Below are 20770 nucleotides of genomic sequence, written 5' to 3'. Positions count from 1 at the left end.
GTCAAGCGACGAGCCTACAGCATCGACGGAATAACCCGGTCCGGCGGGCGGTGGCCGTCCATGAAGGTCTTCACGTTGACGATGACCTTTTCGCCCATGTCGATGCGGCCCTCGACCGTGGCCGAGCCCATGTGGGGCAGCAGCACGACATTGGGCAGCTTCAGCAGCTTGGGATTGATCGCCGGCTCGTGCTCGTAGACGTCCAGGCCCGCGCCGGCCAGGTCGCCGCGCGCCAGCATGTTGGCCAGGGCCCCTTCGTCGATCACCTCGCCGCGGGCGGTGTTGACCACGATGGCGTGCGGCCGCAGCAGCTTCAGGCGGCGGGCCGACAGCAGGTGATAGGTGGCCGGGGTGTGCGGGCAGTTGACCGAGATGAAGTCCATCCGGGCCAGCATCTGGTCCAGGCTTTCCCAGTAGGTGCAGCCCAGCTCCTCGGCGATGCGCGGGCTGACCGGCTTGCGGTTGTGATAGTGCACCTGCATGCCGAAGGCCTTGGCGCGGCGGGCCACGGCCTGGCCGATGCGGCCCATGCCGATGATGCCCAGGCGCTTGCCCCACAGGCGGCGGCCCAGCATCCAGGTCGGCGACCAGCCATGGAAGCCGCCGCTCTTGACCACTTCGGCGCCTTCGACGACGCGGCGCGAGGCGGCCATGATCAGGGTCATGGTCAGGTCGGCGGTGTCTTCGGTCAGCACGCCCGGCGTGTTGGTGACGATGATGCCGCGCGCATTGGCGGTGGCGACGTCGATATTGTCGACCCCGGCCCCGAAATTGGCGATGAGCTTGAGCCGGTCGCCGGATCGCGACAGAAGACGCGAGTCGATGCGATCGGTGATCGTCGGCACGAGCACATCGCACCGGCCCATGGCGTCAACCAGTTCATCCGCCGTCAACGGTTTGTCGGTGACGTTGAGTTCCGTGTCGAACAGTTCGCACATCCGCGTCTCCACCGGATCGGGGAGTTTTCGGGTGACGATGACTTTGAGCTTGCGGGCTGCCATGGGCGGTTTGAAAAGCTCTCTCTGACGGGCGTTTAAAAACCTGTAGCAAAGGGGCCCGATGGGGCCAAGCAACATGCCGTCGAATCGCAAACATCGTTCGCTCGGCATTGTGGCCGTTCTGGCCCTGACGGGGGTCGCTGGAAATGCAGGCGCCGCCGGTCCGCCAAGGGTCACGCCCTCGGGCCTGGAGGTTCCGCGCTATGTTTCGCTGAAATATCAGACCGTCAACGCCCGCAATGGCCCCGACGAGGCCCATCGTCTGCTCTGGGTGTATCGCGCCAGGGGGCTGCCGGTGCAGGTGGTGGCCGAAACCCGCGAATGGCGGCGGGTCTGCGATCCCGAAGGCGGCCTGGCCTGGGTGCACAAGCGCACCACCGACGGCCGCCGCACCGCCATGCGCATCCAGTCCACGCCCCTGGCCCTGCTGGCCAGTCCCCGGGACGGCGCCAAGATCAGCGCCTGGCTGCGCGGCCGCTCGACCGCCAATCTGGACCGCTGCGAGAAGGGTTGGTGCCGCCTCAAGGCCGAGGGCTCGGCCGGCTGGGCCCGCGAAAGCCAGATCTGGGGCGCGGCCCCGGAGCCGCAGTGCAGGCGCTGATCGCAAACCGGCGTGACGAAAGCGCCTCGAACGTTCACAAGCGTTACTGAAAGTAACATTGAGGCGCGACCCACCGTCGTGCTAGGGCGTGGCCATGCAACAGAGCTCCTACACCTTCGACGAACTCCTGGCCTGCGGTCGGGGCGAGCTATTCGGTCCGGGCAACGCCCAGCTGCCGGCCCCGCCGATGCTGATGTTCGACCGCATCATCCGGATCGAAAAAGAAGGCGGCAAGTACGGCAAGGGCTATGTCGAGGCCGAGTTCGATATCAATCCCGACCTCTGGTTCTTCGGCTGCCACTTCATTGGCGACCCCGTCATGCCCGGTTGCCTGGGCCTGGACGCCATGTGGCAGCTGGTCGGCTTCTTCCTGGGCTGGTCAGGCGGCCCCGGTCGCGGCCGCGCCCTGGGCGTGGGCGAAGTCAAGTTCACCGGTCAGGTCACCCAAGACGTCAAGAAGGTCGTCTACAAGATCGACCTGAAGCGGGTGATCATGCGCAAGCTGGTCATGGGTATCGCCGACGGCGTTCTGGAAGCCGACGGCAAGCCCATCTACGAGACCAAAGACCTTAAGGTCGGTTTGTTCACCGCCGAGCAGATGGCGTCCTGATCCACGCGTAGGGTCGGCCAACACAGAGCTGACCCCGTTTGGATCTGGGGAGAGAAAGAGGAAAGTTCATGCGTCGCGTCGTCGTCACCGGACTGGGGATTGTCTCGTCCATCGGCAACAACGCCAATGAGGTGCTCGCCTCACTGCGTGAAGCCAAATCCGGCGTGGTCGCCGCGCCGGACTATGCGGAACTGAATTTCCGCTGCCAGGTGCACGCCACGGTCAAGCTCGACTCGTGGGAAGCCCTGGTCGACCGCCGCGCGGCGCGCTTTCTGGCGCCCGGCACGGCCTATGCCCACATCGCCATGGAACAGGCGATCGCGGACTCCGGTCTCGAAGAGTCCGAGATTTCCCATGAGCGCACCGGCCTGATCGTCGGCTCGGGCGGTCCGTCCACCCGGGTGATCATCGAGGCCGCCGCCACGACCAAGGAAAAGGGCCCCAAGCGCATCGGTCCCTTCGCTGTGCCCAAGGCCATGAGCTCGGGTCCCTCGGCGGTGCTGTCGACCTGGTTCAAGATCCGCGGGATCAACTATTCGATCAGCTCGGCCTGCGCGACCAGCGCCCACTGCATCGGTGCGGCCGCCGAACAGATCCAGATGGGCAAGCAGGACATCGTCTTCGCCGGCGGCTGCGAGGAGCTGGACTGGAGCCTGTCCAACCTGTTCGACGCCATGGGCGCCATGAGCAGCAACTTCAACGACCGCCCCACCGTGGCCAGCCGCGCCTATGATCGGGATCGCGACGGCTTCGTGATCGCCGGCGGGGCCGGTATCGTCGTTCTCGAAGAGTACGAGCACGCCAAGGCGCGCGGCGCCAAGATCTATGGCGAAGTGGTCGGCTATGCCGCCAATTCCGACGGCTTCGACATGGTCGCGCCGTCGGGCGAGGGCGCGGCCCGCTGCATGCGCATCGCCATGGCCGAGGCCGGTGGCCGCACCATCGACTATCTGAACCCGCACGGCACCTCGACGCCGGTCGGCGACAGCAAGGAAATGGGCGCGGTGCGCGACGTCTTTGGCGACAAGGCCCCGCTGATCTCCTCGACCAAGTCGCTGACCGGCCACAGCCTGGGCGCCGCCGGCGCGCAGGAGGCGATCTATTCGATCCTGATGCTCAATAACGACTTCGCGGCCAAGAGCGCCAATATCGAGAACCTGGATCCCGAGTTCGCCGACCTGCCCATCCTGCTGGAGCGTTCCGACCGTGAACTGACCACGGTGATGTCCAACAGCTTCGGCTTTGGCGGCACCAACGGCACGCTGATCATCAGCAAGGCCGACTGATCCCGCGCCGCTGGAGGGTTCCAGCGGCGCGCCGACCCTGATAGCTAACCCCCGAAGATGATGTGTGACGGCGGCCCCCGTGGCCTGCCCGTCATATCCCAGAACACGGAGCCCCGACCCATGGCCGACGATTACGCATTCCCCAAGGGCGAGCTGATGCGGGGCAAGAAGGGCCTCGTCATGGGCGTGGCCAATCACAACTCCATCGCCTGGGGCATCGCCTCGCAGCTGGCCGCCCAGGGCGCGGAGATGATCTTCACCTACCAGGGTGAAGCGCTGGAGCGCCGCGTGCGGCCGCTGGCCGAGAGCATCGGCGTCACCACCCTGGTGCCGGCCGACGTCACCGACGACGCCTCGATGGACGCGGCCTTCGCCGCCATCGAAGAGAAGTTCGGCACGATCGACTTCGTCGTCCACTCGGTGGCCTTCGCCAACAAGGACGAGCTGAAGGGCTCGTTCGTCGACAACACCACCCGCGAGGGCTTCCTGCTGGCCCTAAACATCTCGGCCTTTAGCTTCGTCGATGTCGCCAAGCGCGCCGCGAAACTGATGCCCAACGGCGGCTCGCTGATCACCATGACCTATCTGGGGTCGGAGCGGACCATCCCCAACTACAACACCATGGGCGTGGCCAAGGCCGCCCTGGAAGCGGCGACCCGCTATATCGCTCGCGACCTGGGTCCCAAGGGCATTCGCTGCAACGCCATCTCGGCCGGCGCCATGCGCACCCTGGCCCTGGCGGGCATCGCCGGCGGCCGGGGCATGATCGCCCAGGGCCGCGCGTTCAGCGCCATGAAGGAAGACACCTCGATGGAAGGCGTCGCCGGCGCCGCCCTGTGGCTGGTCTCGGATCTGGGCCGTTCGACCACGGGCGAAGTCGTCCATGTCGACGCCGGTTTCCACATGATGGGCATGCCGGACGAAGTCGAAGCCTAGAGTATTTTCCGACGAAGTGGACGCCGCCCCCTAGGGGGCATAGGCGCGCATGAAGCGGCGGGCTATCTCGCCCGCCATGGCTTCGAACTGAGCCTGGGTTTTTTCGGGTGGCAGGCACAGAAGCGCCCGCAGCTGGCTCTGCCCCATCACCATGCCGGAGAAAATCTCGGCCGCCTGGTCAAAGTCATCGACCGCCAGACGGCCGAGGCGGGTTTCTGTCCTGAGGAAATCGGCCAACTGGCCGCGTGTCTGTCGCGGGCCGGCCTCGAAAACCTCATGGGCCACTTCGGGCATTCCCCCCGCGCCCTGGATGATCACCCTCATGATCGAATAGCCGTTGGCCGCGACAACGGTCTCCAGCATCGTGCGGGCGAAGGCCTCAAGGGTTTCGGTTGGGTTCTCGGCTGCGCCGGGATCTCGGAGCGGCGCGGTGAGCCGGTCGACGCGCCGCTCGATCAGGGCCCGGACCAGCTCGGCCTTGCAGCCATAGTGGTTATAGACCGTCTGTTTGGAGACCCCGGCGCGGCGGGCGATCTCTTCCATCGGGGCCGACAGGCCGCGCTGGCCGATCACCTCGACGGCGGCGTCGAGAATGGCCTCGGTCTTGGCGACGTCGATCTGTCCGGGAACCCTGGGCATCAGTGAGCGTCCGAGGGGGGCGGGGCGGCGCCGGCGGACGGCTTGGCCAGCAGTGAAATACCGGCGGCGATGAAGCAGCCGATGGCCAGCAGGGTGAAGCTGTCGCCGAAGGCCAGAACGGTGGCCTGCTGCTGCATCATGCCGGAAAAGGCCTTGCGCGCCGCGCCATCGGGATCGGACACTCCCAGCTGGGCCATGCGCGCCGCCAGGCCCGCCATCATGCCCTGGGCCTCCACATTGCCGGTCTGCAGCCTGGAGGTCATGTCGTTGTAGTAGAGCGCCGTCTGCTGGGTAATGCTGGTGGCCAGCAGGGCCAGACCCATGGCGCCGCCGGTGTTGCGCGAGAGGTTCACAAGGCCCGAGGCGTTCTTGATCATGTGCGGCGGCAAGGTGCTCATCGTGATCTGCTGCGTCGCGATCATCGCGATCATGACGCCGACCCCACGGCAAGCCTGAACCCCCGCGAATTCCCAGAAACCCCAGTCCTTGGTCACGCCGTGGGCCATGTACATGCCCCAGCCGGCCAGAAGGAAGCCGATGAACATCGGCAGGCGCGGGTCGGTCTTGCGCACCAGCCGGCCGGCGATCGGCCCGGTGATGAACATCGACAGGCCCGAAATCACCATGGTGGTGCCGACTTCAGACGCCGAATAGTGCCGCACCCGGCCCAGGAACTGCGGCAGCAGGAAGGTGCCGCCAAACAGGCTGGCGCCCGAAACGGCCGTCATCAGCAAGCCGATCGAGAAGTTGCGGTTCGAAAAGGCCCGCAGCTCGACGATCGGGTTCTTGTAGGTCAGCGACCGCCAGACAAACACCACCCCGGTGACCGCGGCCAGCACGGCCAGGCCCAGGATGATGTCATCCTGGAACCAGCTGTTCTTGGCGCCTTCCTCGAGGACGAACTGCAGGCTCATCAGGAAGGTGGCCATGACGGCCAGGCCCAGCCAGTCGAAGCCCTTGGACAGACTGGGGTCGCCCTTGTCGAATTGGCCCCAGCGGGCCACGCCGAACAGCACGATCAGGCCGGTGGGCACATTGATGAAGAACAGCCAGCGCCAGCTGAGCCACTCGGTCAGATGTCCGCCCAGGGTTGGACCCACCGTCGGGGCCAGGGTGACGATCAGGCCCATGATGACGCTGGCGGTGATCCGGCGCTCGGGCGGGAAGGCCGTAAAGGCGACGGCGAACACCGTCGGGATCATGGCCCCGCCGATAAACCCCTGCAGGGCCCGGGTGATGATCATCATGTCGATCGACGAGCTAAGGCCCGTCAGCACGCTCATGATGATGAAGCCCGTGCACGAGGCCAGATAGACCTTCTGCGTGCCCCACAGGCGCGACAGATAGCCCGACAGCGGGATCATCACGACTTCGGGGATCAGATAGGCGGTCTGGATCCAGCTGACCTGATCGGCGCTGGCGCCGACTCCGGCCTGGATCTGGGGCAGCGAGGCGGCGACGATCTGGATGTCGAGAATGGCCATGAACTGGCCGATGACCATGGCTCCGAAGCCGAGGAACAGCTTGGTCCAGTCGGCCTGCGTCAGAGTCTTTGCGGGAACGGCCGGGGCGGGAGCCGCCGGAGCGGCGATGGCGGCGTCGGTCATGGCCGGCGCCTAGCGCGCGGCGCCCTGGCGGGCGACCTGGGTCGGCGCCTGGCCGGCCTCGGCGAACGACGCGCCCGAGCGGTCGCGCACATCGACCTTGACCTCGACCGACAGGCCCGGCCGCAGGGCGGCGCCCAGCTTGGAGGTGTCGACCACGATCTTGACCGGCAGGCGCTGGGTAATCTTGGTGAAATTGCCCACCGCGTTCTCGACCGGGATCAGGGCGAACTCCTGGCCGGTGGCGGGGGCGAAGCTGTCGACCTTGCCGCGAATGGTTTCCTTGCCGAAGGCGTCGGCCTTGATCTCGACGGCCTGGCCGACGCGAAGGCGCGAGACCTGGGTCTCCTTGAAATTGGCGACGATATAGCTCTGGCCCAGCGGCACGACCGACATCAGCGCAACGCCCGGCTGGACCAGCTGACCGGGACGCACCGAGCGGGCGCCGACCACGCCGGCGACCGGCGTGCGCAGCACGGTGCGGTCCAGGTCCAGCCTGGCCTGCTCGACGGCCGCGTGGGCGGCGGCGGCCTGGGCCAGGGTCTGGGCCTTGGCCGAACCCAGTGACTGGGCGGCGCGGCGTTCGGCTTCAAGGGCGGCCTGGGCGCTGGCCACGGCGGCTTCAGACTGGCTGGCCCCGGCGCGGGTAGTCTGGACCTTCTGCTGCGAGACCCAGCCCTGGTGGGCCAGGCTGTCATAGCGGTCGAGGTCGGCCTTGGCGCGGCTGGAATCGGCCTGGGCGCTGGAGACGCCGGCCGCCTTCTGGGCGATCAGGGCCTGTTCCAGCGAGGCCTTGTCATCCACCGCGCGGACGGCGGCGTCGAGGGCCTGGGCGTTGGCGATGGCCTGGTCCAGCCGAGCCTGGAAGGTGGCGGGATCGATGCGCGCCACCACCTGGCCCACCTCGACCCGCTGGTTGTCGGCGACCAGGATCTCGGTGATCGCGCCAGAGACCTGCGGGCTGATCTGCACGGTGTCGGCCTGGACGAAGGCGTTGTCAGTGGCCTCGAAGCGCTGCTTGTCGATGTACCAGAACACCCCGCCGACCAGGATCGCTGCGGCGGCGACGCCGCCGACGACCATGGGAACGAGCTTCTTGTTTTGCGGCGCGGCCATGACCCAACCCTGACGATCTCAACAGTCCGATCCGCCCGATAGAAGGGTCCCGGTCGCTCGGCAAGTGATAAATGGACGCATCCGTCCAAAAATCAACGCCTGCGAGGTCCTAAAGAGTCTCGGCTCGCGGTCGGTCAGGCTGAGCGAGAGGTCGAACGAGGGCGACAAGAATGGCGAGCGCCAACAAAGCTTGTGTGCAACCTTGAAGTTAAAGATTTCAGAGTTCCCGGCGCCTGGCCTGAGGAAATTCTCTGCCTTTGCAAGGTTAACACAGCGATAGACCGGCGTACCTGATCGGTGTCATCCAGTGTAATCGGGTCGGAAATCGATCTCCGAGAGCGGAATATGAGCGGACGTGAACCTGTTGCGACGTTTTGACGCGATCCTCTATAGCTGAGTGATCGAGCGAATAGACAAATCCGTCGTTGGATCAATCTTGATTATTGATCGCGTTGCGCGCCGACCAGTAACGGCGGCGTGAACTGCGCCGTGTGACATCCGGTCGCAATTTCGTCTTGTACTAGAATCAATACAGACTAAAAGCCGTCCCCCACTGCAACCAAGCTTGGGGGAGCGCGTATCTCCCAAGCGGTCCAAGTTCGCCGCGCTCGCTACGCCCGCGCCAAAGGATGCGCCCATGAACGTTCAACCGCCTCTGGAACACTCGCCCCTGGGCATGTTTCGACCCGTCCTGTGGCTCGCCGCTGCGGCGTTCGCCGCCGGCTTCGGCGGCTACATGATCCTCGGCCTGCGCGCCATCAACGGCTAGGGTCACTGGTCTCAGGTCGAGACCCCGGTCGAGCCGAACCCGCCGGCGCCCCGGTCCGTGGCGTCCAGATCATCGACCTCAACCAGCGTCCATTGCGGCGCGGCGGCGATGATCCCCTGAGCTATGCGATCGCCCCGGCGGATCGTGAAGTCTTCCTCGCCCAGATTGATCAGCAGCACGCAGACCTGGCCGCGATAGTCGCTGTCGATGGTTCCCGGCGCATTGGTCACCGTGACGCCGTTCTTGAACGCCAGGCCCGAGCGTGGGCGAACCTGCATTTCATAACCATCGGGGATCGCCACCGAAAAGCCGGTGGGCGCCATGCAGCGCGCGCCGGGCTTCAGCACGATGGGCTCGTCTTCCGGCACATGGGCCCGCAGGTCGAAGCCCGCCGCGCCGGCCGTGGCATAGGTCGGGACGGGCAGGTCAGGATTGCCGTCCCAGCGCTTGAAGCGGATCGTTTGAGCGGTCATGTGGGCGGTTCCTGATGGTCGAGCCCGGGGGCTTTAGCTGATTTGGCCCAGCCGGGACCAGAGCGCCGGGACCCGGAGTTTAGGCCAGGGCTCCGGCGATGCGGAGGGCGATGGCGCGGGCCACCTCGTCCTTGGGCGCGCGGTCCCAGCGCTCGGTCCCGCTTTGGGTGACCAGCAGCACCGCGTTTTCGTCGCCGCCCATCACCCCAGGCTCGGTGACGTCATTGGCGATGATCCAGTCGCAGCCCTTGCGCGACAGCTTGGCGCGAGCGTGCATCTCGACATCGTTGGTCTCGGCCGCGAAGCCGACCACCAGACGCGGCCGATTGGGGCCCGTGGCCGAGACGGTGGCCAGGATGTCGGGGTTCTCGACGAAGGTCAGGGCCGGCGGCCCGCCGCGCTCCTTCTTCAGCTTGGTTCCGAAGGCCTCGTCCACCCGCCAGTCGGCGACGGCCGCGACGAAGACGCCGACATCGGCGGGCAGGGCGGCCTGGCTGGCGGCCAGCATCTGGCGGGCAGTCTCGACATCGACGCGCTTCACGCCCGGCGGGGTGGGAAGGAAGACGGGCCCCGCGATCAGTGTGACCTCGGCGCCCAGCTGCGCCAGGGCCTGGGCGATGGCAAAGCCCTGCCTGCCGCTGGAGCGATTGGTGATGCCGCGCACCGGATCGATCGGTTCGAAGGTCGGGCCGGCGGTGACCAGGGCGCGCTTGCCGGCCAATGGCTTTGTGGCCGGGCCGTCCAGGGCTTCCATGATGGCGGCGAAGATCGCCTCCGGCTCGGCCAGGCGGCCGGGGCCGAACTCGCCGCAGGCCATGGCGCCCTCGTCGGGGCCGACGAACGAGACGCCGTCGGCCTTCAGGGTGGCGATATTGCGCTGGGTCGCTGGGTGCAGCCACATCCGCACGTTCATGGCCGGGGCCATCAGCACCGGCTTGTCGGTGGCCAGCAGGGTAGTCGAGGCCAGGTCGCCGGCCAGGCCATGGGCGGCCTTGGCGATCAGGTCGGCGGTCGCGGGCGCCACCACCACCAGATCGGCCGAGCGCGAGAGCTGGATGTGGCCCATCTCGGCCTCGTCGGTCAGGGAGAACAGCTCGTCATAGACCTTGTCCTCGGCCAGCGAGCCCAGGGATAGCGGCGTGACGAACTGCGCGCCCGCCTTGGTCAGGATCGGCCGCACGGCGACGCCGGCCTTGCGCAGCAGGCGCGTGAGCTCCAGCGCCTTGTAGGCCGCGATGCCGCCGCCGACGATCAGAAGAACCCGTTTGTCGCTCACCGCCGGCCGTCTCCGCTTCGTGTTCAGGCCCCTTATGGCCCATGCGCGGCGATCCGACAAAGGACAAGCTCGTGACGGACTCGACTCGCGTTCCGCTTTCGTTCATTAATCGGTCAGGTTGAAACTGTGGGGCAATGAGATCATGAGGTTGAAGAACTTTCCCATCACCGCGACCGCGCTTCTGGCGACCGGCGCGCTGTTCCTGACCGCCTGCGACGGCGGCGCGACGGCCGTGCCCGCCTCCAAGGCCGGCGAGCGCAGGGTTTCGGCGGAGGCGACGGACACGCCCGCCTCGTCCGGCACAACGTCATCGCGAAGCGACGACCCGCGTGATGCGCCGGTCCGCCTGATCGCGGGCAAGCCGTTCTGGGCGGCCAACCGCACCCGCACCGCCGAGGAAAACGCCGAGCGCGCCTTCGAGCGCAATGGCGAGGCCTTCGGCGCGGTCACGGTCGACGACTATGTCGAGGCGGCCCACCGGTTCGTCGCCGACCCGCCCAAGGGCGTCGAGACGTTGAAGCGGGCCAATGGCGACACCCTGATCTACGACCCCCGCGGCAATATCTTCGCGGTGGTGTCGAAGGAAGGCGCGCCGCGGGCCCTGTTCAAGCCTGATGACGGGGCCGCCTACTGGGACGTGCAGAAAGCCCGCGAAAGCCGCCGCGCGACGGCGGCCCGGGAGCGCGGTCAGGCCGATAGCGGCTGATCAGCCCAGGGCCACGGCGCCGGCCGCGAAGGCCAGGATCGCCACGACGGCGCCTGCCACGAACCAGGCCAGCGAATGTGATCCGGGAGCCGCCGCCACCGCCACCGGGACCGGCGGCGCTTCGGCCAGCCGCGCCAGGGCTCGCAGCGCCTTCAGAGCCTCGTCGGCGAAGTCGCGCACCTTGGCGGCCGGCGACAGCTCACGGGTGATCCAGCGGCGCACCACCGGATCGGCGGCGGCCCAGATGTCGTGGGCCGGGTCGATGCGGCGGGCCACGCCCTCGACCGTGACCATGGTCTTCTGCAGCAGAACCAGTTCGGGCCGCAGCGCCATCTCGAACAGGGCGGTGATCTCGAACAACTGGGCCAGGAGCTTGCCCATCGACACTTCGCGGGCGTCGCGGCCAAAGATCGGTTCGCCCACGGCGCGCAGGGCCTGGGCGAAGGCGTCGACATCGTGGTGAGCCGGCACATAGCCGGCGTCGAAATGGATGCGGGCGATGCGGGCGTAGTCGCGGTTCAGGAAGCCGTACAGGATCTCGGCCAGATATTTCCGCTCGCCGGGGCCCAGACGCCCGATGATGCCGTAGTCGACGGCCACCACCCTGGCCGGGGCGGCGACGAACAGGTTGCCCTCGTGCAGATCGGCGTGGAATAGGCCGTGGTCCAGGGCCTGGGCCAGGAAGCCCCGGGTGATGTTGTCGGCCAGGGCCTTGCGGTCCAGACCCGGCAGCTCCAGCGCCTGCGGATCCGACAGCGCCTCGCCGTCGGCCCAGGCCAGGGTCAGGACCCGCTTGCCGACCCCGTCCCAGACCACCGCCGGCGCGGTCATATAGGCGTCACGGGCCATCACCTCGCCCAGCTCGGCGCAGCCGGCGGCCTCAAAGCGCAGGTCCATCTCCAGATCCAGGGCCCGGATCACCACCTCGACGAAGTCGCGCGGCTTCAGGCGGCGGGCCTGCGGAACCAGACGCTCAGCCAGATCGGCGGCCAGGCGCAGAACGGCGCTGTCCTGGAACACCTGGCGCTCGATGCCGGGCCGCAGCACCTTTACGGCAACCTTGGTTCCGTCCAGCAGCCAGGCCGGATGGGCCTGGGCCAGGGACGCGGCGGCGACGGCGTCATCCAGTCGGGCGAACAGGGTCTCGATCGGCCGGCCCAGACTGCGCTCGATCTCGTCGCGCGCCTGGCTGAGCGGGAAGGGCGGCAGGCGGTCCTTGAGGCGCGACAGGTCCTCGGCGAAGGGCGTGCCGAAGATGTCGGCCCGGGTCGACAGGAACTGGCCCATCTTGATCGCGGCCGGGCCCAGGCCCTCAAGCGCGCCGGCCAGCCGCTGGCCTGGGCGTCCCAGCCGGGCGCGGGGACCCGACAACAGCCGCAGCGTCCGCGCCGCCAGCCGCGCCGGGGCCGGCAGGATGGGGTCAAGCTCGCGCGGGATCAGGGCGTCGGCCCGGATCAGCACCCAGCCCGCGCCGATCAGGCGCCAGAACGCGGACATCTGCCCCATGGACTAGAGCGCCCAGCCCTGGTGCATCGACGCGACGCCGCCGGTGAAATTGGCATAGGTGGCCCGCTTGAAGCCGGCGTCTTCCATCATCGCCAGGAAGGCGCGCTGGTCGGGGAAGCGGCGGATGCTCTCGACCAGATACTGATAGGCCTCGCGGTCCTTGGCGACCCACTCGCCGACCTGCGGGATGACCTTGAAGCTGTAGGCGTCATAGGCCTTGGCCAGAAACTCGGTGGCCGGGCGCGAGAATTCCAGACAGATGAAGCGGCCGCCCGGCTTCAGCACCCGCCGCGCCTCGCGCAGCGCCGCGTCGATGTCGGTGACATTGCGGATGCCGAACGAGATCACATAGGCGTCGGCATAGGCGTCGGGCAGGGGCAGGCGCTGGGCGTCGCCGACGGTCCATGTGATTTCCGGCTCGCCGCCCTTTTCGATGCCGGCGGCGATCATCTCGGCATTGTAGTCGATGATGTTGATCATCGCGTCAGGGCCGCCCCGGCGCTCCTGGGCGCGGCGGGCCATCTTGGCGAAGCGGCGGGCCATGTCGCCCGTGCCGCCGGCGCAGTCGATGATCACCTCGCCCGGCTGCGGGTTCAGGCGCGCGGCGACGGCGTCCTTCCACAGACGGTGCACGCCCCCGCTCATCAGGTCGTTCATCAGGTCGTAGTTCTTGGCGACGCGGTCGAAGACCCCGCGCACCAGGCCGGCCTTCACCGAAGGATCGACGTCCTTGAAACCGAATGTGGCGGCAGGCTTGCTCATGACGTCTATCGACCAGGCTCTCTATATGCTGGATCGCTCTTAGACCGCGCGCTGCGTCGCGTCACCTTCTTGAGGCCGCCCTTGCCTGAATTGCCCGAAGTCGAGACCGTCCGGCGCGGCCTTGAACCGACCTTGAGCGGCGCGCGCCTTGCCCGCGTGCGCGCCAACCGGCCCGACTTGCGCTTTCCCCTGCCCGACGGCTTCGTCCAGCGGCTGACGGGGGCCAGGATCCTGCGGCTGGATCGGCGGGCCAAATATCTGCTGGCCCCGCTGGATCGCGGCGACACCCTGGTGATGCATCTTGGCATGACCGGCCGCTTCGAGATCGCCGCCCCCGAGGGCACGATCCGCCCCGGCGACTTCGCCCGCGAGGTCAAGCCCGACGACAAGCACGCCCACGTCATCTTCGAGACGGAAGCGGGGGCGGTGGTTACCTATCACGACCCCCGGCGCTTCGGCTTCATGGACCTGATCGCCACCGACCAGCTCGACCGCCATCCGTGGTTCGCGACCATGGGCCCCGAGCCTCTGGGCGAGGGCTTTACCGCCCAGACCCTGATCAAGGCCTTCGCCGGCCGCAAGCAGGGCCCCAAGACCCTGCTGCTGGACCAGAAGACCGTCGCGGGCCTGGGCAATATCTATGTGTGCGAGGCCCTGCACCGGGCGGGCATCTCGCCGTTCAAGCCCTCGGGGATGATCGCCGGCAAGCGGCTGGGGCCCCTGACCACGATCATCAAGGAGGTCCTGGCCGAGGCCGTCGAGGTCGGCGGCTCCACCCTGAAGGACTTCGCCGCCGCCGACGGCGCCCTGGGCTATTTCCAGCACCGCTTCCGGGTTTACGACCGCGAGGGCGAGGCTTGTCCGACGCCGGGCTGCAAGGGCGTGATCGCGCGCGAGGTCCAGGCGGGGCGCTCGACGTTCTTTTGTCCGGTGTGTCAGGTTTGAGGGGGCGGCCGCCTCGGAGCGGCCCCTCCTAAGGTCGGCAGGGGGTTGTGAGCATTCGTTGCTCCCCCTCCCTATGGGAGAGGGATTTAGGCCAGCAATGGCTCGAAGGCGGCCTTTGCCTTCCCTCTCTAAAGCGGGACGCCCCGGGTCCCGCTCATCCCTAAATCTCTTGAAGACCGGCGATCGTCTCGCCGTGAAATTTAAGGATAGCTCCCGTCCGCGCGAAGGAGGCGGGGCGGTCACGGACATTGCCGCGATGCGCCGTCCAACCTTAAGGTTGGGTCATGGCCGCGCCTGGACCTTCATCGCTCGATCACGCCGCGTGCGATCAGGCGACGCTTGATTTCTACGCTGATGAGGCTCGCGTTTACGCGGTCAACGGACCCCGTGGCGCAAGCCGGTCCCTGGCCGCCTTTCTTCAGGGGCTCGCGCCAGGAGCCCGCATTCTGGAACTGGGTTGCGGCGCCGGTCGAGACAGCCAAGCCATGCTGGCTCGCGGTTTCCAGCTCGATGCAACAGACGGCGTTCCGGAGATCGCCCGCGAAGCTGAAGGGCGGATAGGTCGCCCGGTTCGCGTGATGCGCTTCGATGAACTCGACGCGATGGATGAGTATGACGGCGTCTGGGCCCATGCCAGCCTGCTGCACGTGCCCCGCGCCGCACTTCCAGGCGTTCTGTCTCTAGTGTTTCGCGCCCTCAAGCCGGGTGGAATCCACTTCGCCAGCTTCAAAGGCGGCGGCCGTGAAGGGCGTGACGGCTTGGGCCGCTACTTCAACTATCTCTCGGCCGATGAAGTCAGAGCCGCCTACAGGCGCTCGGCCGCGTGGGACATTGAGGCCATCACGGAAGAGCTGGGCCGCGGCTATGAGGGTGGCCAGGGGCCTTGGGTCGCGATCACGGCGCGCAAACCGATCTAGTCGCCGCCCCTCTCTATATCTCACCGTCATTCCCGCCCTTATGGCGGGAACCCCTCTATCCACCGCAGGTGCTGGAGAGGCGGGGTGCGCGCGCACCCCGCTGGCACTTCACGTGTCAGTTGAAGCAGGGGTTCCCGCCACAAGGGCGGGAATGACGGGAGGTTTGGGTGTGATCAAACTGGGCTGAGGTCCAGGGCTCCCTTCGGCGCCCGGCCGCCCGCCGGATAGCCCAGATAGGCCCGGCTGAGCCGCACCAGTTCGTCCTCGAACTCCGGGCTCAGCAGGAAGTCGGCGCCCTCCAGCACCGCCGCCCGCATGGCGCCCTGCACCGCGCGGCTGAGCACGAAGGCCTGGACGGGTGTCAGGGGTCGGCCCTCCGCGTCGGTCAGGCCGGTTTCCGCCGCCGCGAACCGCGAGGCCAGTTCGCCGTGGTCGGCCGTGGCCAGCAGGCTGGACATGGCGATGCGCCGCGCCCGGTTTCGGCCGGCGAAGGCCTGGAGGAAGGCGCGGATCATGGCCCGATCGCGCGCCAGGCCCGGCGTGCCGCCCTCGACCACCGCCATCACCGCCCGCCGGTGCGCCTCGGTCTCGCGCTGGGCCAGGGCCTGCAGGATCGCCTGCTTGTCGGGGAAATAGCGATAGAGGGCGCCGATGCTGACGCCGGCGCGCTGGGCCACCGCATTGGTGTTGAAGCCGGCCTCGCCGGTCGTCTCCAGAACCTGAGTTGCGGCCTCCAGAATATAGTCCACGGTCGTCTGGGCGCGCGGCTGTCGCGGAATTTTGCGAGCCTTTTCAACGGCCGTCATTGTGGAACCCTCCGGATCGGCGCCGCCCTGGAAGTCGAGTAACAGGGCCCGCCCCGACGCCCTAGCCTTGCCGCCTGCAACCCTGCGGGAGAACAGCATGACATGGGCCACGGATCGATTGAACGCCCTGAAGGCGGGAGACGCCACCCCGCCGCCGATCGTTCAGACCCTGAAGCTGGGCCTGATCGACGACTGGGGCGAAGGCTGGGTGCGCAAGTCCTGGAGCCCGAGCCCGGAGCTGGCCACCGCCGACGGCTCGCTGTTCGGCGGCTATCTGGCGGCGTTGGCCGACCAGGTCCTGGCCTTCGCGGCCATGACGGTGGTCCCGGGCGACCGGCTGTTTCGGACCGTGAACCTGCAGATGAACTTCCTGAAGGTGGGCCGCAGTCACCCCCTGACTCTCGAGGCCCGCATCGTGGCCCAGACCCGGCAGCTGATCACCGCCCGCGCCGAGTTTCGCCGGGAGGACGGCGTGGTGATCGCCGACGCCACCGCCCAGCAGATCCTGATGGCCTTCGACCATTGGCCGGCGGAGCAGGCGGCGATAGAGGCTTTGGGCGGGCGGTCGATGCCTGGCTGAGCGACGCCGTTGTCGGCGGCGCGCCAGCAGGGAGGCCTGGTCACGCCACCGGATGCGCCAGGCCTATCGCCTCGGTCGGGGCTTCACCCGGGTCGTTCTCGGGGACGATCTCGGTCGGCTCCTCCTGCCGCGCCAGGTCGCGAGCTCCGACGCCGCCGCCCTGCTGGATGTTGTGGTTCGCCTCGGGGGTGGTCGGATCGTAGATGTCGTCGCGCTCGGCCATGGGGCTTCTCCTGTTTGTCGGGGATCAAACGATTCGGCGGCCCTACCGTTCCTGCGGTTTACCGATGCGCGAGCTTCGCCTTGCGGGGCTCCCCTTCGCCGCGACGCGCTCTATAAAGCGAGCGTCACAAGGAGAGACCCGCCGATGGCCGAGTATCAAACCCTGATCGTCGAAACCGCCCCGGACGGGGCCGCCGGCGTCGTGCTGATCCGGCTGAACCGGCCCGAGGCCCTGAACGCCCTGAACGCCCAGCTGCTGGGCGAGCTGGCGACGGCCCTGGCGGCGGCGGAAGCCGATGACAGCGTAGGCTGCATCGTGCTGACCGGCTCGGCCAAGGCCTTCGCCGCCGGGGCCGACATCAAGGAGATGTCGGACAAGTCCTATGCCGAGATGTTCAAGGCCGACTTCTTCACCGCCGGCGCGCGGGCCATCGAGCAGTGCCGCAAGCCGATCATCGCCGCCGTGTCGGGCTACGCCCTGGGCGGCGGTTGCGAGCTGGCCATGATGTGCGACTTCATCATCGCCGCCGACACCGCCAAGTTCGGCCAGCCCGAGATCAATCTGGGCGTCGCGCCCGGCATCGGCGGCACCCAGCGCCTGACCCGCTTTGTCGGCAAGTCCAAGGCCATGGACATGATCTTGACCGGCCGGATGATGGGGGCCGAGGAAGCCGAGCGCTCGGGCCTGGTGTCGCGCATCTTCCCGGCCGAGATGCTGCTGGCCGAGGTTCTGACCATCGCCGCCAAGATCGCCGGCCAGTCGCCCCTGGCTGTGGCCATGAACAAGGAGCTGGTCCTGGCCGCCTATGAAACGACCCTGACCACCGGCGTGGCCCTCGAGCGGAGACTGTTTCACTCGCTGTTCGCCTTCGAAGACCAGAAGGAAGGGATGGCGGCCTTCGTCGAGAAACGTAAACCGGTGTTTAAGGGGCGCTGAGAGGGGGGCGCGACCGCTCGTCGCACCCTACGGGGATTCCGCCTCGACAGCCGTTGACCGATCTCGCCGCTTCCCGTATATCCGCGCGCTCAAGATTTTCCCTGCTTCGCGGCTGTTCCGCGCGGCTGTCCGTTTCGAGGTCCAATTTCCATGGCCAACAATCCCGGCGCCAAGAAGGCGATCCGCAAGATCGCCCGTCGCACCGAGGTGAACACCGCTCGCCGTTCGCGCGTGCGCACGTTCCTCCGCAAGTTCGAAGACGCCCTGGTGGCCGGCGACGTCGCCGTCGCCAAGGCTGCCTTTATCGAGGCTCAGTCGGAACTGATGCGCGCCGTTTCCAAGGGCGTGGTTCATCCGAACACGGGTTCGCGCAAGGTGTCGCGCCTGGCCGCTCGCCTGAAGAAGCTGGACACGGCCGCAGCCTAGTCCAGATACTGGACGAACCTAGTTCGTTCAAGAAATTCAAGTCTTTACAGGAGCCGGTTGGAGCAATCCAACCGGCTTTTGCTTTGTGTTCAACTGCACACTTTATTGAAATAACAGCGTCCGAAAATTGCTGGACTTAACTATTCCCTTGCCAGGCGAGGGGCTCTCGCGAGTCAACAGAAATATCCGATCCCGGACGCAAGTTTTCCGTTTGACCAGCAGGGTCGGCTGGCTAGTTTAGGGGCCTCAGCGCTCTTCCAGTCCTTGGAAAAAACGGCGGCGGCAGAACCTATGCGTTCTGCTGACTAAGCCCCCGTGCGCGTTGAGAAAACCGGTCGTTTCGCCATGGGGGGCGGGCGGCAGGCATGCGGGCGCGTTTTAGGTACGAGGCGGTGGACGAATGACGATCAAGGGTGGGGTGGCGAGCCAGGACTTTTCGGCTGCGATTCCAGCGGTTGCCTGTGAGCCGGCCGGCGGCGTCTGGCACAAGGTCTGCGTGGCGCTGAAGCGCGAGCTGGGCGATGCGGCCTTCGGGTCGTGGATTGCGCCGGCTCTGCTGCGCGAAGGTCCGTCGGGCGATGTGGTTCTGGTCACCCCGACCGGGATCGCTCGCGACTGGATCCGCCGCAGCGCCTGGCGTCGCATCAGCGAGCTGTGGACGGCCAATGATCCCATGGCGCGTCGCATCGACCTGAAGTCGCGTCTGGAATTCGAAGCCTCGGCCGGCGCCTATGTCGACGCCGCCAAGGCCGAGCCGATCGAGATCGTGCTGCCCGTCTCCACCGACGCCCCCAGCCTGGCCCCGGTCTCGACCGGCAAGCCCTCGCGCACCCAGGGTCTGCAGGAACGCTTCACCTTCGAGACCTTCGTCCCGGGTCCCGCCAATGAATTCGCCCACGCCGTGGCGCGCCGGGTGGCGAGCTGGGCCGACGGCCACTTCAATCCGGTTCTGTTCCACGGCCCCTATGGCTTTGGCAAAACCCACCTGCTCAACGCCCTGGCCTGGGAGGCCATGCGTCAGGCCCCGACCAAGCGCGTGGTCTATCTGACCGCCGAGCGCTTCCTGTCGACCTTCGTGCGCGCCGTGATGGATCGCCAGACGGCCGCCTTCAAGGAAGAGCTGCGCGCCGCCGACCTGCTGATCATCGACGATGTGCATTTCATCGCCGGCAAGCAGTCCACGCAAGAAGAGCTGTTCCACACCCTGACCGCCCTGGTCGAGGAAGGCCGCCGCGTCGTGTTCTCGTCGGACCGTCCGCCCTCGGCCATGACCGAGATGGACGCCCATCTGCGCTCGCACCTGTCGGCGGGCCTGGTCTGCGGTCTGGAGCCGGCCGACCGCTCGCTGCGGATGGGCATTCTGGAGCGCAAGATCCAGACCCTGTCGGCCGCCCACGGTTCGGATCCGACCATGCGCCCGGACGTGCTGCAGTTCCTGGCCGACCGCTTCACCGACAGCGTCCGCGAGCTGGAAGGCGCGCTCAACACCCTGTCGGCCCGGGCCGGCGAGGGCCTGTCGCGCCTGACGCTCGACGAAGTGCAGGCCATTCTGCGGCCGCACCTGCGGACGGGCGAGAAGCGCATCACCATCGACGATATCCAGAAGGCCACGGCCGACCATTATGGCATGAAACAGGCTGATCTGCTGAGCGAGCGTCGCAACCGCGCCATCGCGCGTCCGCGTCAGGCCGCCATGTGGCTGGCCAAGCAACTGACCACCCGCTCGCTGCCCGATATCGGTCGCCGGTTCGGCGGTCGCGACCACACTACCGTCCTGCACGCCGTGCGCCGCATCGAGGCCCTGCGCGTTGATGACAGCGCCCTGAACCACGACCTGGAGGTCCTGACGCGCAAGCTGCGCGGCTAGGTCGCCCCGGTAGAAGACACCGGTTTCCGTTGCGTCAGGCTTGAGATTGAGAAGGGGCCGTCCGATTGGGCGGCCCCTTTTTCGTTCCGGACAGTCATCCCGGCCAAGCTAAGCGGGCCGCGCTCTGCGCAGGGTCAGATTGATCCGCCCGCCATCCGGGACCAGGCTGGACGAGCCGGCCAGGATCCGGTCCACCCCGTGGAAGGCCAGCCGCGCCGGGCCTGACAGCCGGCAGACGTCGCCCGAGCTCAGTTTCAGGCTGCGGGTGGGGTCCTTGCGCGAGGTCCCGCCGATCCGGAACACCGCCGTGTCGCCCAGCGAGATCGACAGCACCGGAAAGCGCGGATCGGCCTCATCGCGGTCCTGGTGCAGCCCCATGCGGGCCTCGCCGCGATAGAGGTTGATCAGGCCCGAGTCCGGCGGGGTGTCCGGGTCGCCCAGATCTGTCCAGAGATCCAGCAGGGCCTGGGGCATGGCCGGCCAGGGCCGGCCGGTTGCCGGTTGCCTGTCGGCATAGCGATAGCCGCTCGCGTCACTGGTCCAGCCCAGAGGGCCGAAACTGGTCATGCCGACGCTCATCGCCTTTCCATAGGCCGTGGCGTAGTGGGCGAAGGGCGCGGCTTGGGCCGCCTCGAACACGGCGGCGACCAGCTCCGCCTGGGCCCGTGGCGACAGCAGGCCGGGCCAGAGGTCAAAACCCGGAACGACGGAGAGCGGCTGGATCATTACGGATATTTAACGCGCCGGAACCGGAGGGAAGGTGTTGGTTCGCGCCTTCGGCCGTTTTG

General features: G+C 67.4%; 23 protein-coding genes. 12 read left to right on the top strand and 11 right to left on the bottom strand.

Annotated elements, in window-relative coordinates:
* Positions 1–14 precede the first annotated feature (14 nt).
* Entirely contained in the window at positions 15–1001 is a 987-nt protein-coding gene (locus tag ACW176_RS05335; RefSeq protein WP_419253521.1) for a 2-hydroxyacid dehydrogenase, read from the bottom strand.
* 73 nt (positions 1002–1074) lie between these two features.
* Between ACW176_RS05335 and ACW176_RS05330 the strand changes: the two genes are divergently transcribed.
* The 4 genes from ACW176_RS05330 to ACW176_RS05315 all read left to right on the top strand — a co-directional run bounded on the left by ACW176_RS05330 (position 1075) and on the right by ACW176_RS05315 (position 4431).
* Positions 1075–1599, top strand: a complete 525-nt coding sequence (locus tag ACW176_RS05330) for an SH3 domain-containing protein (RefSeq protein WP_492111165.1) — start codon at positions 1075–1077, stop codon at positions 1597–1599.
* Positions 1600–1693: 94 nt separating this feature from the next.
* Positions 1694–2209, top strand: a complete 516-nt coding sequence (fabA, locus tag ACW176_RS05325; protein ID WP_419319296.1) for a 3-hydroxyacyl-[acyl-carrier-protein] dehydratase FabA — start codon at positions 1694–1696, stop codon at positions 2207–2209.
* Between the two features lie 68 nt (positions 2210–2277).
* The gene (gene fabB / locus ACW176_RS05320) at positions 2278–3495 is read left to right on the top strand and encodes a beta-ketoacyl-ACP synthase I (RefSeq protein WP_492111164.1); all 1218 of its coding nucleotides are present in this window, start codon (positions 2278–2280) and stop codon (positions 3493–3495) included.
* A 120-nt stretch (positions 3496–3615) separates the two neighbouring features.
* The gene (locus ACW176_RS05315; RefSeq protein ID WP_492056071.1) at positions 3616–4431 is read left to right on the top strand and encodes an enoyl-ACP reductase FabI; all 816 of its coding nucleotides are present in this window, start codon (positions 3616–3618) and stop codon (positions 4429–4431) included.
* Between the two features lie 30 nt (positions 4432–4461).
* Here the strand turns inward: ACW176_RS05315 and ACW176_RS05310 are convergent, their stop codons facing one another.
* The 3 genes from ACW176_RS05310 to ACW176_RS05300 are packed head-to-tail and all read right to left on the bottom strand — an operon-like array spanning position 4462 to position 7790.
* A complete protein-coding gene (locus ACW176_RS05310; RefSeq protein ID WP_492111163.1) occupies positions 4462–5070 on the bottom strand; it encodes a TetR/AcrR family transcriptional regulator in 609 nt (202 codons plus the stop codon).
* Positions 5070–6677: a DHA2 family efflux MFS transporter permease subunit gene (locus tag ACW176_RS05305; RefSeq protein WP_492111162.1), complete on the bottom strand. Its 1608-nt coding sequence runs from the start codon at positions 6675–6677 to the stop codon at positions 5070–5072. Before ACW176_RS05305 ends, ACW176_RS05310 begins: the two co-directional genes overlap by 1 nt.
* A 9-nt stretch (positions 6678–6686) precedes the next feature.
* Positions 6687–7790: an HlyD family secretion protein gene (locus ACW176_RS05300; protein WP_492111161.1), complete on the bottom strand. Its 1104-nt coding sequence runs from the start codon at positions 7788–7790 to the stop codon at positions 6687–6689.
* A 637-nt stretch (positions 7791–8427) separates the two neighbouring features.
* Between ACW176_RS05300 and ACW176_RS05295 the strand changes: the two genes are divergently transcribed.
* The gene (locus ACW176_RS05295) at positions 8428–8559 is read left to right on the top strand and encodes a hypothetical protein (protein ID WP_419319290.1); all 132 of its coding nucleotides are present in this window, start codon (positions 8428–8430) and stop codon (positions 8557–8559) included.
* 11 nt (positions 8560–8570) lie between these two features.
* On the opposite strand, the gene dut is transcribed toward ACW176_RS05295, so the two are convergent.
* Positions 8571–9032: a dUTP diphosphatase gene (gene dut / locus ACW176_RS05290; RefSeq protein WP_492111160.1), complete on the bottom strand. Its 462-nt coding sequence runs from the start codon at positions 9030–9032 to the stop codon at positions 8571–8573.
* Between the two features lie 79 nt (positions 9033–9111).
* Positions 9112–10308, bottom strand: a complete 1197-nt coding sequence (coaBC, locus tag ACW176_RS05285; RefSeq protein WP_492111159.1) for a bifunctional phosphopantothenoylcysteine decarboxylase/phosphopantothenate--cysteine ligase CoaBC — start codon at positions 10306–10308, stop codon at positions 9112–9114.
* A 148-nt stretch (positions 10309–10456) separates the two neighbouring features.
* On the opposite strand from coaBC, the gene ACW176_RS05280 reads away from it, so the two are divergent.
* A complete protein-coding gene (locus ACW176_RS05280; RefSeq protein WP_492111158.1) occupies positions 10457–11014 on the top strand; it encodes a hypothetical protein in 558 nt (185 codons plus the stop codon).
* On the opposite strand, the gene ubiB is transcribed toward ACW176_RS05280, so the two are convergent.
* Complete coding sequence (ubiB, locus tag ACW176_RS05275; protein WP_492111157.1) at positions 11015–12520, bottom strand: 2-polyprenylphenol 6-hydroxylase; 1506 nt, start codon at positions 12518–12520, stop codon at positions 11015–11017.
* 3 nt (positions 12521–12523) lie between these two features.
* Positions 12524–13282, bottom strand: a complete 759-nt coding sequence (locus tag ACW176_RS05270) for a class I SAM-dependent methyltransferase (protein WP_492111156.1) — start codon at positions 13280–13282, stop codon at positions 12524–12526.
* 81 nt (positions 13283–13363) lie between these two features.
* Between ACW176_RS05270 and mutM the strand changes: the two genes are divergently transcribed.
* Both mutM and ACW176_RS05260 read left to right on the top strand, forming a co-directional pair.
* Positions 13364–14227 (top strand): bifunctional DNA-formamidopyrimidine glycosylase/DNA-(apurinic or apyrimidinic site) lyase, encoded by an 864-nt coding sequence (gene mutM / locus ACW176_RS05265; RefSeq protein ID WP_492111155.1) that lies wholly within the window; start codon positions 13364–13366, stop codon positions 14225–14227.
* A gap of 284 nt (positions 14228–14511) precedes the next feature.
* The gene (locus tag ACW176_RS05260) at positions 14512–15144 is read left to right on the top strand and encodes a class I SAM-dependent methyltransferase (RefSeq protein ID WP_492111154.1); all 633 of its coding nucleotides are present in this window, start codon (positions 14512–14514) and stop codon (positions 15142–15144) included.
* A gap of 173 nt (positions 15145–15317) precedes the next feature.
* Here the strand turns inward: ACW176_RS05260 and ACW176_RS05255 are convergent, their stop codons facing one another.
* Entirely contained in the window at positions 15318–15950 is a 633-nt protein-coding gene (locus ACW176_RS05255) for a TetR/AcrR family transcriptional regulator (protein ID WP_492111153.1), read from the bottom strand.
* 97 nt (positions 15951–16047) lie between these two features.
* Here ACW176_RS05255 and ACW176_RS05250 point away from each other — a divergent pair, with 97 nt between their 5' ends.
* Positions 16048–16530 (top strand): PaaI family thioesterase, encoded by a 483-nt coding sequence (locus ACW176_RS05250; RefSeq protein ID WP_492111152.1) that lies wholly within the window; start codon positions 16048–16050, stop codon positions 16528–16530.
* Positions 16531–16570: 40 nt separating this feature from the next.
* Here ACW176_RS05250 and ACW176_RS05245 read toward each other — a convergent pair whose 3' ends face one another.
* Complete coding sequence (locus tag ACW176_RS05245) at positions 16571–16753, bottom strand: hypothetical protein (protein ID WP_492111151.1); 183 nt, start codon at positions 16751–16753, stop codon at positions 16571–16573.
* A 144-nt stretch (positions 16754–16897) separates the two neighbouring features.
* On the opposite strand from ACW176_RS05245, the gene ACW176_RS05240 reads away from it, so the two are divergent.
* From ACW176_RS05240 to dnaA, 3 genes are all read left to right on the top strand, one after another.
* Positions 16898–17689, top strand: a complete 792-nt coding sequence (locus tag ACW176_RS05240; RefSeq protein ID WP_492111150.1) for an enoyl-CoA hydratase — start codon at positions 16898–16900, stop codon at positions 17687–17689.
* A 150-nt stretch (positions 17690–17839) separates the two neighbouring features.
* Positions 17840–18115, top strand: a complete 276-nt coding sequence (gene rpsT, locus ACW176_RS05235) for a 30S ribosomal protein S20 (protein WP_419253544.1) — start codon at positions 17840–17842, stop codon at positions 18113–18115.
* A gap of 400 nt (positions 18116–18515) precedes the next feature.
* On the top strand, positions 18516–19982 hold the full coding sequence (gene dnaA / locus ACW176_RS05230) for a chromosomal replication initiator protein DnaA (RefSeq protein ID WP_492111149.1): 1467 nt from the start codon (positions 18516–18518) through the stop codon (positions 19980–19982).
* Positions 19983–20090: 108 nt separating this feature from the next.
* Here dnaA and ACW176_RS05225 read toward each other — a convergent pair whose 3' ends face one another.
* A complete protein-coding gene (locus ACW176_RS05225; RefSeq protein WP_492111148.1) occupies positions 20091–20708 on the bottom strand; it encodes an alpha-ketoglutarate-dependent dioxygenase AlkB in 618 nt (205 codons plus the stop codon).
* Positions 20709–20770 lie beyond the last annotated feature (62 nt).

Source organism: Caulobacter sp. FV1ye13L (genome assembly GCF_058681155.1).
The sequence above is the reverse complement of the archived record's forward strand: the minus strand, read 5'-3'. Positions and strand labels throughout refer to the sequence as shown.

Bases quoted from the DNA above. Each gene is read 5' to 3' on its own strand.
- ACW176_RS05335 (WP_419253521.1), bottom strand. From the start codon at position 1,001: ATGGCAGCCCGCAAGCTCAAAGTCATCGTCACCCGAAAACTCCCCGAT.
- ACW176_RS05330 (WP_492111165.1), top strand. From the start codon at position 1,075: ATGCCGTCGAATCGCAAACATCGTTCGCTCGGCATTGTGGCCGTTCTG.
- fabA (WP_419319296.1), top strand. From the start codon at position 1,694: ATGCAACAGAGCTCCTACACCTTCGACGAACTCCTGGCCTGCGGTCGG.
- fabB (WP_492111164.1), top strand. From the start codon at position 2,278: ATGCGTCGCGTCGTCGTCACCGGACTGGGGATTGTCTCGTCCATCGGC.
- ACW176_RS05315 (WP_492056071.1), top strand. From the start codon at position 3,616: ATGGCCGACGATTACGCATTCCCCAAGGGCGAGCTGATGCGGGGCAAG.
- ACW176_RS05310 (WP_492111163.1), bottom strand. From the start codon at position 5,070: ATGCCCAGGGTTCCCGGACAGATCGACGTCGCCAAGACCGAGGCCATT.
- ACW176_RS05305 (WP_492111162.1), bottom strand. From the start codon at position 6,677: ATGACCGACGCCGCCATCGCCGCTCCGGCGGCTCCCGCCCCGGCCGTT.
- ACW176_RS05300 (WP_492111161.1), bottom strand. From the start codon at position 7,790: ATGGCCGCGCCGCAAAACAAGAAGCTCGTTCCCATGGTCGTCGGCGGC.
- ACW176_RS05295 (WP_419319290.1), top strand. From the start codon at position 8,428: ATGAACGTTCAACCGCCTCTGGAACACTCGCCCCTGGGCATGTTTCGA.
- dut (WP_492111160.1), bottom strand. From the start codon at position 9,032: ATGACCGCTCAAACGATCCGCTTCAAGCGCTGGGACGGCAATCCTGAC.
- ubiB (WP_492111157.1), bottom strand. From the start codon at position 12,520: ATGGGGCAGATGTCCGCGTTCTGGCGCCTGATCGGCGCGGGCTGGGTG.
- ACW176_RS05270 (WP_492111156.1), bottom strand. From the start codon at position 13,282: ATGAGCAAGCCTGCCGCCACATTCGGTTTCAAGGACGTCGATCCTTCG.
- ACW176_RS05260 (WP_492111154.1), top strand. From the start codon at position 14,512: ATGGCCGCGCCTGGACCTTCATCGCTCGATCACGCCGCGTGCGATCAG.
- ACW176_RS05255 (WP_492111153.1), bottom strand. From the start codon at position 15,950: ATGACGGCCGTTGAAAAGGCTCGCAAAATTCCGCGACAGCCGCGCGCC.
- ACW176_RS05250 (WP_492111152.1), top strand. From the start codon at position 16,048: ATGACATGGGCCACGGATCGATTGAACGCCCTGAAGGCGGGAGACGCC.
- ACW176_RS05245 (WP_492111151.1), bottom strand. From the start codon at position 16,753: ATGGCCGAGCGCGACGACATCTACGATCCGACCACCCCCGAGGCGAAC.
- ACW176_RS05240 (WP_492111150.1), top strand. From the start codon at position 16,898: ATGGCCGAGTATCAAACCCTGATCGTCGAAACCGCCCCGGACGGGGCC.
- rpsT (WP_419253544.1), top strand. From the start codon at position 17,840: ATGGCCAACAATCCCGGCGCCAAGAAGGCGATCCGCAAGATCGCCCGT.
- dnaA (WP_492111149.1), top strand. From the start codon at position 18,516: ATGACGATCAAGGGTGGGGTGGCGAGCCAGGACTTTTCGGCTGCGATT.
- ACW176_RS05225 (WP_492111148.1), bottom strand. From the start codon at position 20,708: ATGATCCAGCCGCTCTCCGTCGTTCCGGGTTTTGACCTCTGGCCCGGC.